At 52.4% G+C, this 11,221-nt stretch carries 12 protein-coding genes and 1 pseudogene; 10 read left to right on the forward strand and 3 right to left on the reverse strand.

What is annotated here, in order from left to right:
- Together ACTH3S_RS16025 and ACTH3S_RS16030 are read right to left on the reverse strand one after the other, a co-directional pair.
- Positions 1 to 241, reverse strand: a 241-nt coding sequence (locus ACTH3S_RS16025) for a biotin transporter BioY (RefSeq protein WP_441810014.1), incomplete at its 3' end; no start/stop codon positions are given.
- Positions 242 to 307: 66 nt separating this feature from the next.
- Positions 308 to 1,402, reverse strand: coding sequence for a rhomboid family intramembrane serine protease (locus tag ACTH3S_RS16030; protein WP_441810015.1), 1,095 nt, complete (start codon positions 1,400 to 1,402; stop codon positions 308 to 310).
- A 279-nt stretch (positions 1,403 to 1,681) separates the two neighbouring features.
- On the opposite strand from ACTH3S_RS16030, the gene ACTH3S_RS16035 reads away from it, so the two are divergent.
- The 10 genes and pseudogenes from ACTH3S_RS16035 to ACTH3S_RS16080 all read left to right on the forward strand — a co-directional run bounded on the left by ACTH3S_RS16035 (position 1,682) and on the right by ACTH3S_RS16080 (position 10,639).
- Entirely contained in the window at positions 1,682 to 2,794 is a 1,113-nt protein-coding gene (locus tag ACTH3S_RS16035) for an AI-2E family transporter (protein ID WP_441810016.1), read from the forward strand.
- Between the two features lie 109 nt (positions 2,795 to 2,903).
- Positions 2,904 to 3,302: pseudogene (locus ACTH3S_RS16040) on the forward strand (alcohol dehydrogenase catalytic domain-containing protein); the annotation flags it as partial.
- Positions 3,303 to 3,434: 132 nt separating this feature from the next.
- A complete protein-coding gene (locus tag ACTH3S_RS16045) occupies positions 3,435 to 3,587 on the forward strand; it encodes a hypothetical protein (protein WP_441810017.1) in 153 nt (50 codons plus the stop codon).
- A gap of 96 nt (positions 3,588 to 3,683) precedes the next feature.
- Entirely contained in the window at positions 3,684 to 5,333 is a 1,650-nt protein-coding gene (locus tag ACTH3S_RS16050; protein WP_441810018.1) for an AMP-binding protein, read from the forward strand.
- Positions 5,330 to 5,755 carry a PaaI family thioesterase gene (locus ACTH3S_RS16055; protein ID WP_441810019.1) on the forward strand — a complete coding sequence of 142 codons (426 nt, stop codon included), beginning with the start codon at positions 5,330 to 5,332 and terminating at the stop codon, positions 5,753 to 5,755. Before ACTH3S_RS16050 ends, ACTH3S_RS16055 begins: the two co-directional genes overlap by 4 nt.
- 77 nt (positions 5,756 to 5,832) lie before the next feature.
- On the forward strand, positions 5,833 to 6,627 hold the full coding sequence (locus ACTH3S_RS16060; RefSeq protein WP_441810020.1) for an ABC transporter ATP-binding protein: 795 nt from the start codon (positions 5,833 to 5,835) through the stop codon (positions 6,625 to 6,627).
- Positions 6,624 to 7,346, forward strand: a complete 723-nt coding sequence (locus tag ACTH3S_RS16065; RefSeq protein ID WP_441810021.1) for an ABC transporter ATP-binding protein — start codon at positions 6,624 to 6,626, stop codon at positions 7,344 to 7,346. Before ACTH3S_RS16060 ends, ACTH3S_RS16065 begins: the two co-directional genes overlap by 4 nt.
- A 92-nt stretch (positions 7,347 to 7,438) precedes the next feature.
- Positions 7,439 to 8,653 carry an ABC transporter substrate-binding protein gene (locus ACTH3S_RS16070; protein WP_441810022.1) on the forward strand — a complete coding sequence of 405 codons (1,215 nt, stop codon included), beginning with the start codon at positions 7,439 to 7,441 and terminating at the stop codon, positions 8,651 to 8,653.
- A 100-nt stretch (positions 8,654 to 8,753) separates the two neighbouring features.
- Positions 8,754 to 9,641, forward strand: coding sequence for a branched-chain amino acid ABC transporter permease (locus ACTH3S_RS16075; RefSeq protein WP_441810023.1), 888 nt, complete (start codon positions 8,754 to 8,756; stop codon positions 9,639 to 9,641).
- 2 nt (positions 9,642 to 9,643) lie between these two features.
- Positions 9,644 to 10,639: a branched-chain amino acid ABC transporter permease gene (locus ACTH3S_RS16080; RefSeq protein ID WP_441810024.1), complete on the forward strand. Its 996-nt coding sequence runs from the start codon at positions 9,644 to 9,646 to the stop codon at positions 10,637 to 10,639.
- 69 nt (positions 10,640 to 10,708) lie between these two features.
- Here ACTH3S_RS16080 and ACTH3S_RS16085 read toward each other — a convergent pair whose 3' ends face one another.
- Entirely contained in the window at positions 10,709 to 11,137 is a 429-nt protein-coding gene (locus ACTH3S_RS16085; RefSeq protein WP_441810025.1) for a hypothetical protein, read from the reverse strand.
- Between the last annotated feature and the right edge of the window lie 84 nt (positions 11,138 to 11,221).

The raw sequence follows: 11,221 nt of genomic DNA on the forward strand, positions 1-11,221 counted from the left end.
CTAGAGCCCCGAGAATCAGCCATAGGACCGTTGAGGCGGTGCCAAGTTTCCAGCCGAGAAGCCCAGCAGCGGTGAGAAGCACATAGGTTTGTGCGGTAATAGGCACAGGTACCATTGGAACCTCGATATACGATGCCACGGACAGGCACACGGTTGTGATCGCGACAGTAACCAGTTTCCAGCTTGCTGACTGGCCCTTTGGGTCGACAGGGCTAAAACTTTGGCGTGGCACAGAAATCATTCTTCTTTCCTCAGGTAGAGTTGGTTTTGAGACGTTAATGCCGCTTCAGCCTTTTAGGCAGGCCCCTCACCGTCGTAACATAGCTTCCGGCTGATTCAACATCGCAATCAGTGGGTTCTTCCTAAACACGTAGTCCTTCAACAGGTAACCCAGCAGCAACCCAAGGGCGAACCCGCCTAGGTGTGCGGCCCAAGCCACGTCGCCCTGTCCGGAAAACATACCAACCACATTTATCAGGCTCCAGATCAGGAAGTACCAATGGGGTGCGAGTTTCTTTTGGTAAACGACGATCATGAAGGTCAGGCTGGCGTGGCGGAACCACATTAGATAGAGGCCGAAAAGGGCCGCAATAGCGCCGCTGGCGCCAACCAGTAGCAAAGGGCCTTGACTGGTGTCGAACAGCAGCAGTTCGGCCAGTGCAGCCATTACGCCCGCGAACAGGTAGAGCGCCAGGAACGCACCATGGCCTAAGGCATCTTCAAGGTTGTCGCCAATAATCCACAGGAAATACATGTTGCCTGCCAGATGCATTAGCCCACCGTGCACGAACTGGTAGGTCAGCAGTTGCAGCACAAAGTATGCGGGGCTTTGGGTATCTGAGTTCAACGCCAGGTTTACGAAGATCCATTCATTGGCCTCCGGCGACAGCGCGCCCAAGCCGAATATCAGGCTACACAGAACAACCAGTGTGCGGGTGATCCAGGGCGTGCGCTGGGGCTGTACGTTGTATTCCGCTGGCATGGCCGTCAGAAACTGGAACAGCCAGGATTTCCACGACACTGCCTGGTTCAGGTCCGTTAACGCTTGCTTCAATTTGGGCGAGTGCATCACCTGATCTATTTCATGCTTATCTAGCCAGACTCCGTCGCAGTCTGGGCAGCAATCGATTTCGGTGCTGTAGTGCACAAGCAGTTGATACTGAGTCATGGTTACGCGGCAACGTATGCACAAGCGTTCGCTGGTGCGAAGTGCGGGGCCCAGATGAAGTTCGTGGTCGTATTGGTCTAGACACTCGTGCTGTTGGACAATGGCCTGGTTCAGCGATCCGTCTTCAAACCACAAGCCATGGCAGTGGCGGCAGTCGAGAATGGCTGGATTACTGGTGGGCTTCAAACCTTTAGTAGTGCAGGACGGGCAGTATTTAGAACGTTTTCTGAGCATGAAATCCTTTTCCCTGTATGACGGCACCCGGCGTATTGAAGGCATATTCGGGTCAATCAGGCCTATATCGCCTCCAGTGCCCAGGCTGAAGCCTATCGCACGGAGCCCATCTTATTTCAGTCTACTTTCGATTTACCGCCTTTGCTCTAGCTTAGGCCGTTCTATAATGCGATAAAGCTTCACCAAAGGTACACTGATTGGCCCGCATGCCAGCCGACACCCTCGGTGGTGCACCAAATTATGCTGGCAGTGGCTCAGCGGACAGGCTACGGATTTTCTATGGAAGACGAACAATACTCGAGTGAACAACATAGTCTTAGAGCCGGCAAGACTCTAGCCGACCTTTCTACGCCTATTTACGGTCTCTTTATCCTAGGCGTGCTTTACACCCTCTATCTTGCTCACCAGATCATTTTGCCAATGGTGCTGGCGCTGCTGACAAGCCTGCTGTTGTCGCCTCTGGTTTCCCGCATGAGTACGGGGTTGCGTATGCCTAGAATGGTCAGCTCGCTGATTCTGGTATCGCTGGTGCTTGCGGGTATCGCCGGTGTGTCCTTGGCGGTCGCCACGCCTGCTTTGGAATGGGCAGGTAAGGCTCCTGAGGGTATTTCCCGTTTACTGGTCGGGGAAAGTGAACTAAAGCGTCAAATCAGCAAGGTTACGGAGTCTGCCCAGAAAGTGGAGGACTCTGTTAATGTGTTCTCGGAGGGCAGCGACAAGAAAGCTGCTGCTGAGCCGACAACCGTTGTTCTGCAGACAGAGTCTTGGCGTGCTCAGTTAATGAACAAGGCCCGTGATGGTGTTGCGGGGCTTGCGCTTGCCATGGCGCTCACATATTTCTTGTTGGTTAGCGGCGACAGGCTGGTGCTTAACTTTGTACGGCAGTTGCCGAGAAGTCACCGCAAAACTGTGCTGCGCATAACCCGAGACTCCCAGCATCAGATTGCCCAGTATCTCTGTGTTCTGGGTGTCAGTAATACGTCTGTTGGTTTGGCTACTGGATTAATGGCCTGGGCTGTCGGGTTGCCTGATCCGGCGGTTTGGGGGCTTGTGGCTGGGCTGGCTCGCTTCATCCCTTATCTTGGCGTTATCCTCACCATTTTGATGCTCGCTGTTGTCTCAGCGGTGAGTCTGGACACCTTGTGGATGATGGCCATCGCACCTGTCGGTTATCTTGCCCTGACCACAATGGTGGGTTTCTTCATCGAACCGTGGATACACGGTTTTCGCATGGCGATTAACCCGGTGATTATATTTGTTTCCATCTTTTTCTGGGGCTGGCTCTGGGGGCCAGTGGGCGTTTTGCTTGCGGTGCCCTTGATGACTGTTATTCAGGTGGTTTTGAAGCAGATCCCCAAGCTGCGCCCGATATACAAGGTTATTGCTCGCTAGCGAGTGGTGGGCAAGATAATGAATCCTCGGTGTGCGCCCGGACACCTGCGTGAATGTCGCCTATTCTGATGGAATACCTTATTCCGCAGACAGGGAGGATCATTTGCTTGTGATTCCGAACACCATGAAAGCCATGGTTCTAACTGGCCATGGCGACCTCGATAAGCTTGAATATAAAGACGTACCTACCCCGTCTCCGTCGCCTGGGGAAGTGCTTGTTCAGGTAACCGCGACCGCAAAAAACAATACAGACCGCAAAGCACGGGAAAGGTTGTACCCCACCAAAAAGGGGGAAAACACCTCATTTCAGATGGGTGGCAAACCCACTCTGATTTTCCCCTGTATTCAAGGTGCAGACATTGCTGGCCGAGTTGTGGCAGTCGGTGAGGGCGTTGATGCCGGTCGTATTGGCGAGCGAGGTCTGCTGGATTTTAATATCTATGCCAATAACCGCCGAGATATAAACCTGACTCCGGATTACTACGGACATGGTGCAGACGGCGCTTTTTGACTTTCGGAGCTGCATCAGGCCGAGCGTTATTTTATGAACCGTGGCAGCCATTATCTAGGCAAAATCGTCATAGCATCCGGATGCCCAATGGGAAGAGCACGGCAAATCCTATTCTCTGGAGAGCAATCCATGAAACAGGAGCTGACGATTCAGCTTATTGATACCCACGCCGGAGGCGATGTCAGCCTTATTATGACCTATAGCGTGGCATACAGTGGTTGGTTTTACGCGCTGGTGGACTGCGATGAGCAGGGCCAAATCCTCAGCAATGGCTCTTCCTGACGACACCCTTTTGCCTAAAGTTTACCTTTACGTAAAGTGAAGGCTGTGCTAAATCTTCATCCATGCATTTAAAGATAAAAATAGCAGGAGTTGATTATGAGCCTTCCTAAATACGCAGATGTCTATAACGAATTCGACCCCGGCGCTCTTGAAGCGGAAATTCTAGATGGAAATCTGGCAAGTGGGCTGAATGTCTGTCATGAGATTTGTGATAAGTGGGCCGCTGATCCAAAGAAAGTTGCGCTTTTTTATGAAAAAGACGGCGGTGGCGACGGTGTGCTTACCTTTGCTGAATTGAAGGAGCAGTCCGCCCGTTTTGCCAACTATCTAACGTCGCAAGGCATCGGTAAGGGGGATCGGGTAGCAGCTTTGCTGCCAAGAGGGCCGGAACTATTGATCGTTATTGCCGGCACACTGCGTATTGGTGGGGTGTATCAGCCGCTGTTCACAGCATTTGGTTCCGGTGCTATCGAATACCGTCTTGAACGTGCGGGCACAAAGCTGGTGGTCACCGACCCGGCAAACTACCCCAAACTCAACGACGTGAAGGGTTGCTCACCAGTACTTTGCATTGATGCAGAAAAGACCGGCGCCGATGTTCCAGATTTTCGGAGCACTCTTGAGGCGCAGAATCCGGACTTTGAGCCGGTGATGATCAAGGGTGACGATCCCTTCCTGCAGATGTTCACCTCCGGCACTGTGGGCAAATCCAAGGGCGTAGCCGTGCCTGCCCGGGCATTGATGGGCTTCTATGTATACATGAAGTACGCCATTGATCTGCGCGATGACGATGTGTTCTGGAACGTTGCGGATCCGGGCTGGGCGTATGGTCTTTATTACGCCGTGGTTGGCCCGTTGCTGATGGGGCACGCTACCCACTTCAACCCAGGCGCGTTTACCCCTGAATCCACCTACGACATGATTCGTAAGTACAAAATCACCAACCTGGCTGCGGCACCCACTGCCTATCGTCTGCTGAAAGCCAATGACCATGTTTTGCCTGAAGGTGAGAACCTTGGGTTGCGTGTCGCCAGCAGTGCCGGCGAGCCACTAAATCCAGAAGTTGTTAGCTGGATTAAAAACCGCCATTTCTGCCCGGTTACAGACCACTATGGCCAAACTGAAACCGGTATGACCTGCTGCAACTTCCTGGCGCTTGAGCACCCGCAACGCCCGGGCTCAATGGGTTTCTCTTCCCCAGGCCATAGAGTGGTTGCCCTGAACGAGAAAAATGAAGAAGTGGGCGAGGGCGAAGTAGGGCAGATTGCTGTGGATGTGAAAGCGTCTCCACTGTTCCACTTTGATGGCTATACCTGGGGCGAAAAAGACCCATTCGTGAACGGCTACTACCTCACCGGTGATATGGCGATCTGCCATGGCGATGGCAGTTTCTCATTCAGCGGTCGTGACGATGATATTATCACCACAGCCGGTTATCGGGTTGGTCCAGCAGATGTGGAAAGCACGTTGCTGGAACACGTTGCAGTTGCAGAATCTGGCGTAGTTGCCAAGCCTGATGAGAAGCGTGGCTCTATAATCAAAGCATATGTTGTGGTCAAGAGCGATCAACAGCCTGCAGACGATCAGGCACTGCGGGACGAACTGCAGGAGCTGGTTCGCCGTCGCCTTTCCACACATGCATTCCCCCGTGAAATTGAATTTGTGGATGAGCTACCGAAAACCCCCAGCGGCAAGATTCAGCGGTTTGTACTGCGTAACCGAGCCCAAGAAGAGCCAGGTTCATGAAGATTACGCTTGAGGAGCTTGAAGGATTTCTTCAGGAGCAGTTTCCCCAGGGTGCCGCCTACGGCAGCCTGAGGAAGCTCGGTGATGGTTGGGCTGAGATGGGCCTGGATGTTGACGACGGGCATCTCCGGCCGGGTGGAACCGTATCCGGTCCGGTGATGATGGGCTTGGCAGACGTGACTGTCTATGCGGCACTGCTTAGTAGAATTGGGCTAGTGCCCTTGGCGGTAACCACTAGCCTGAACATTAACTTTCTGCGCAAGCCTGCCGCCCACACTCCTATTTGGGCACGAGCGACTATGCTCAAAGTGGGTCGCACCATGGGGGTGGGAGAGGTGTTCGTGTACTCGGAAGGCGTAGAGGAGCCTGTTGCTCACTCAACGATGACCTACTCTATTCCGCCAAAAAAACATGAGAATTAGATTGACGTATACGTAAACGTCAATCTAATCTGTAAGCAAGAAAAATTGTACAACAATAACAAAAGGTAGATTGGATCATGAGTGACCAGTACGTGCTGGAGACCCAGAACCTTGTGAAAGAATTCAAAGGCTTTGTTGCGGTCGACAACGTGAATCTTAAGATTCAGAAAGGCCATATACACGCTCTGATCGGTCCTAACGGTGCAGGCAAGACCACCGTGTTCAACCTGCTCACCAAGTTTCTCATTCCGACACGTGGCAAAATTCTCTTCAAAGGCGAAGATATAACCACACTGAAATCGGCGTCGATTGCCCGCAAAGGCATGGTTCGCTCTTTTCAAATCTCCGCGGTTTTCCCCCATATGACGGCTTTGGAAAATATCCGCATTGCGTTGCAAAGCTTTGAGGGAAGCTCTTTTAGTTTCTGGAAATCCGGCGCGTCCCTGAACAGGCTTAACGCGCGTTCCATGGAACTTCTGGAGTCCGTTGGCCTAACTGAATTTGCGAACACCACAACCGTTGAGTTGGCCTATGGCCGTAAACGGGCATTAGAGTTGGCGACAACTTTGGCAATGGAGCCGGAAATACTGCTGCTTGATGAACCGACTCAGGGGATGGGCACGGAAGACGTTGATCGCGTTGTGGAGTTGGTGCGCAAGGCTGCACAAGGCCGAACGGTTCTGATGGTAGAGCACAACTTGAGTGTGGTCTCCAAGCTGTGCGACCGCATAACGGTTCTTGCGCAGGGTGCCGTGCTTACGGAAGGTGATTATGAGGCAGTCTCTGCTGATCCCCGCGTGCGCGAAGTGTATATGGGCACGGGATCAAGTGGTGAGAGGGGCGCGGTACCAGAAGAGGAGGCTGCCCAATGAGCCAAAATGTGGGAAAAGAATACGAACAGCTGCGCATTTCAGGGCTGCATGCGTTTTATGGCGAATCTCATATTCTGCACGGAATTGAATTGGTCGTTAACCGGGGTGAGTTGGTCACGCTGCTTGGCCGTAATGGTGCCGGTCGCAGCACTACGCTTAAAGCGATCATGAACATGGTTGGCCGTCGTACCGGTTCCATCATGATAAACGGCGAGGAGACCATGTCTTGCGCCCCACACAATATTGCAAGGTTGGGAGTTGGGTATTGCCCCGAACACAGGGGCATTTTTTCGTCACTCAACGTTCAGGAAAACCTCACCTTGCCGCCGATTGTGCGCAGCGGAGGTATGAGCCTGGAAGAAATCTACTCCATGTTTCCCAATCTCTATGAACGTCGATTCAGCCAAGGCTCCAAGCTCTCGGGTGGAGAGCAGCAGATGTTGGCACTGGCGCGCATTCTTCGCACCGGCGCCAACATGCTTTTGCTAGACGAAATCACAGAAGGCCTGGCGCCGGTTATCGTAGAGAAGCTGGGTGAGGTTTTGTTAGCCCTTAAAAAGAAGGGGTTAACCATCATTCTAGTAGAGCAGAATTTCCACTTTGCAGCGCCATTGGCCGACCGACATTACGTGGTTGAGCATGGTCGAATTGTGGAAGAAGTCAGTGCCGAAGAGCTTCATGCAAAACAGTCGGTGCTGGATGGCTATTTGGGGGTTTAAACCCGGATAGGTATCCCGGATAGGTATGTGTAAACGTAAAACAATAGCAACAAAAACCCGAACCAACGCAACACAGTCGCGGAGATATAATAATGACAATCATGAAAAAGCTTCTGACCTCAGCCATTGCATCAGCCATGATGGTGGGCGGCGCCCAAGCAGAAATCAGCGACAACGTCGTTAAAATCGGCTACCTGGCGGATATGTCTGGTACTTACCGCGACCTGTCCGGCCCGAACGGCCTTAAAGCCCTTGAAATGGCCATTGCCGATTTTGGCGGCAAGGTAGACGGTGCAAAAATTGAAATTGTCACGGCTGATGACCGTAACAGCCCAGATGTAGCTTCCACCACAGTGCGTCGCTGGGTTGAAAACGATAACGTCGATATGGTGGCTGGCCTTGTTGCATCTTCTGTAACCATTGCAGCAACCAAAGTGCTAGAGGAGAGCGACAAGCTCGGTCTGGTTAACGGCTCTGCGGCATCCAGTATTACCAACGAGCACTGCACCCCGAACCACATTCACTATGCTTATGACACCTACGCGTTATCTATCGGTACCCCCACGGCGATCGTTAAGGAAGGTGGCAAAACCTGGTATATCCTGACTGCTGATTATGCCTTTGGTCACGCGATGGAGAAGGACGTAACCCGCGTTGTAGAGGCCAATGGCGGTGAAATTGTAGGCAGCATTCGTCATCCGTTCCCAACCCCGGACTTTTCATCATTCATCTTGCAGGCGCAAGCCTCAGGTGCGGATGTTATCGCTTTGGCAAACGCCGGTGCAGATACCACTAACGCCATTACCACGGCCGCAGAATTTGGTGTCACTCAGTCGGGCCAGACCATTGCCGGCCTTGTTGTTTTCCTGAGTGATGTTCATGCCCTTGGCACCGAAGCCGCGCAAGGCCTTCAGCTGACCACCGGCTGGTACTGGGATATGAACGATGAGACTCGCGCCTGGTCTGACCGCTTCATGAAAGAAACCGGTGCAAGACCAACCATGGTTCATGCAGGTATCTACTCCAGCACGCTTCAGTATCTGAATGCCATTAAGGCGACTGGCTCCGATGATACCCAGACTGTGCGCAAGCAGATGATGGATACGCCCATCAACGACATGTTCGCCACGAACGGTCGCATTCGGGAGGATGGCCGCATGGTGCACGATATGTATCTGGCCCAGGTTAAAACGCCGGAAGAGTCCAAAGACGAGTGGGATCTGTACGAGATTCTCCGCACCATTCCAGCAGACGAGGCTTTTCGCCCGTTGGCAGACAGCGACTGCAAACTGGTTAGTGGTAAGTAAAACGTAGACTAAGGAGCTCTCCGGCGTTTGCCGGAGAGTTCAAAGCACTACGTAAAATAAAAACTGATTCAACGTCTGTGCTGCTTTTGGAGTTAGCAACATGTCCATGATTTTCGGCGTCCCCATGGCGGTGCTGTTTGGCCAGCTTTTGATCGGGGTGATCAACGGTGCCTTCTATGCACTTTTGAGCCTCGGCCTGGCTGTTATTTTCGGCCTTCTCAAAATTATCAATTTTGCCCACGGTGCCATGTATATGCTTGGCGCCATGGGCACGGTCATCCTGTTTGACACTTTGGGCGTCAACTACTGGGTGGCTCTTTTTCTAGCCCCGGTTCTAGTCGGCATAGTTGGGGTGCTTGTTGAGTATTTCCTTCTTCGCCGTATCGCCGGTCAGGATCATATCTACAGTCTGCTGCTGACGTTTGGCGTTGCGTTGATCATGCAGGGGGTTCTCACCAATATCTACGGCGTCTCCGGCCTGCGTTATTCCATGCCGGATATGTTCAAGGGTGGCGTAAATCTCGGCTTCATGTTCCTGCCATTCTACCGGGCCTGGGTTATCGTGGCGGCCCTTATTGTGTGCTTTGGTACCTGGTTCATGATTGAAAAAACCAAATTGGGCGCATACTTGCGTGCGGGCACCGAAGACTCCCAACTTATGCAGGGCTTTGGTATAAACGTGCCCTTGCTGGTCAGCCTTACTTATGGGTTTGGGGTCATGCTGGCGGCTTTCGCGGGCGTGTTGGCTGCACCTATTTACTCGGTAACTCCAGTGATGGGCTCACACATACTGATTGTGGTGTTTGCTGTGGTAGTTATTGGCGGCATGGGCTCCATAGGTGGGGCCATTATTACCGGTATTCTCATGGGTGTTGTGGAGGGCCTTACAAAAACCTTCTACCCGCCTGCATCGTCTGCTGTGATCTTTCTGGTTATGGTCGTGGTGCTGATGATCCGGCCCACTGGCCTTTTCGGTAAGGAGGCATAATTATGAGCCAGACCGATATTCAGTCAGATATCCAGAAGACGATCATGCAGCAGCAAAAAGCCGAGGATCGCAGAAAACTCATACTGAACGGTGTACTGCTGGTGCTTTTGCTGTCGGCCCCGTTTGTGATGTACCCCGTGTTCCTGATGAAAATCCTTTGCTTCGCGCTGTTCGCGGTAGCCTTCAACCTGTTGTTCGGGTTCACCGGCTTGCTGTCGTTTGGCCACGCAGCTTTTCTGGCCACAGGCGGTTACACCACCGGTTACCTGCTCAGCAACTTTAGCGGCCTAACCACCGAAATGGGCATAATTGCAGGAACCCTTGTGGCAACCGCGCTCGGGCTGGGCTTCGCCCTCCTGTCTATCCGGCGCCAAGGTATCTACTTTGCCATGGTCACCCTGGCTCTGGCGCAGTTAGTGTTTTTCTTCTTCGTGCAGTCGCCATTCACCGGTGGAGAAGATGGCATGCACGGTGTGCCCAGAGGTGAGCTGTTCGGGCTGATCGACCTTGAAAACAACCTGAATATGTATTATTTCGTGCTAGCGGTATTCCTTGGCTGCTACCTGTTGGTTCAGCGAATTGTCAGCAGTCCCTATGGCCAAGTGTTGAAAGCAATCAAACAGAACGAGCCCCGGGCCGTATCCCTGGGTTACAAAGTGGATCGCTACAAAATATTGGCGTTTGTGATCTCGGCGGCACTTGCCGGCCTTGCGGGCTCCATGAAATCGGTGGTGTTCCAGCTAGCTTCTCTGAACGACGCGCACTGGCATATGTCTGGTGAAGTCATTCTGATGACACTCGTAGGCGGCATGGGCACATTGTTGGGGCCGGTTATAGGCGCAACCCTTGTTGTAAACATCGAGTATCAGTTTTCTCAGAGCCTGCTCAGAGACTGGGTAGATCCGATTCTGGGGGGGATATTTGTACTCACAGTACTGGCGTTCCGAAGCGGTATTGTGGGCGAGATTCAGAAGTTTGTGAGGAAGAATATGGGGTAGAGGCTCAGCCCTGGCTAGCAAACAGAAAAGGGCCACTTTTATAGTGGCCCTTTTTACAACTTCTTAAATCTACTTCGTTTCGAGCATTTTTTGCACACTCATAGCGGCGGCTTTTGCTTCGTCGTAATCGTCTGTGTCGAGCCCACTGTTCGCTTTCTCAACAGCGCCCTCCAGCTTTTTCTTCATGTCATCGTCTTTGTTATCAGGAATGGCACCCTTGCCCATGTCACCACATGGGTTCATTTCATCACTGTCAAAATCATCTCCATCTGGGCCGACAAGACAATTCAGTGTGTGATGTAAGTGCGTGTGCACCCCTTTAACATCTGCCGCCTGGGAAGCAAGGCCTGCGTGTACCGCGGCGGTCTTCACTTGGGGGGCCATGTCTGCGGCCAACGCCGATGATGAAATCAGCAGGGCGAGTGTTGTTCCAAAAACAGTCGATACGAACCGTACAGCGAAACCGGGACGTAAGGTAAAGCCAGAATGAATGTTCATTTGTGCTTCTCCTTAACGTGATAAACGTGAAATTGCCGGGTCAGCTTTTTTGCCAACCGGATATTAAGCGTAGCAGTTTTCTAG

It is taken from the genome of Marinobacter sp., from assembly GCF_052094685.1.
Classification (GTDB): Bacteria; Pseudomonadota; Gammaproteobacteria; order Pseudomonadales; family Oleiphilaceae; genus Marinobacter.

Excerpts from the sequence above, each read along its gene's own strand:
- ACTH3S_RS16030 (WP_441810015.1), bottom strand. The coding sequence starts at position 1,402 with ATGCTCAGAAAACGTTCTAAATACTGCCCGTCCTGCACTACTAAAGGT.
- ACTH3S_RS16035 (WP_441810016.1), top strand. The coding sequence starts at position 1,682 with ATGGAAGACGAACAATACTCGAGTGAACAACATAGTCTTAGAGCCGGC.
- ACTH3S_RS16045 (WP_441810017.1), top strand. The coding sequence starts at position 3,435 with ATGAAACAGGAGCTGACGATTCAGCTTATTGATACCCACGCCGGAGGC.
- ACTH3S_RS16050 (WP_441810018.1), top strand. The coding sequence starts at position 3,684 with ATGAGCCTTCCTAAATACGCAGATGTCTATAACGAATTCGACCCCGGC.
- ACTH3S_RS16055 (WP_441810019.1), top strand. The coding sequence starts at position 5,330 with ATGAAGATTACGCTTGAGGAGCTTGAAGGATTTCTTCAGGAGCAGTTT.
- ACTH3S_RS16060 (WP_441810020.1), top strand. The coding sequence starts at position 5,833 with ATGAGTGACCAGTACGTGCTGGAGACCCAGAACCTTGTGAAAGAATTC.
- ACTH3S_RS16065 (WP_441810021.1), top strand. The coding sequence starts at position 6,624 with ATGAGCCAAAATGTGGGAAAAGAATACGAACAGCTGCGCATTTCAGGG.
- ACTH3S_RS16070 (WP_441810022.1), top strand. The coding sequence starts at position 7,439 with ATGACAATCATGAAAAAGCTTCTGACCTCAGCCATTGCATCAGCCATG.
- ACTH3S_RS16075 (WP_441810023.1), top strand. The coding sequence starts at position 8,754 with ATGTCCATGATTTTCGGCGTCCCCATGGCGGTGCTGTTTGGCCAGCTT.
- ACTH3S_RS16080 (WP_441810024.1), top strand. The coding sequence starts at position 9,644 with ATGAGCCAGACCGATATTCAGTCAGATATCCAGAAGACGATCATGCAG.
- ACTH3S_RS16085 (WP_441810025.1), bottom strand. The coding sequence starts at position 11,137 with ATGAACATTCATTCTGGCTTTACCTTACGTCCCGGTTTCGCTGTACGG.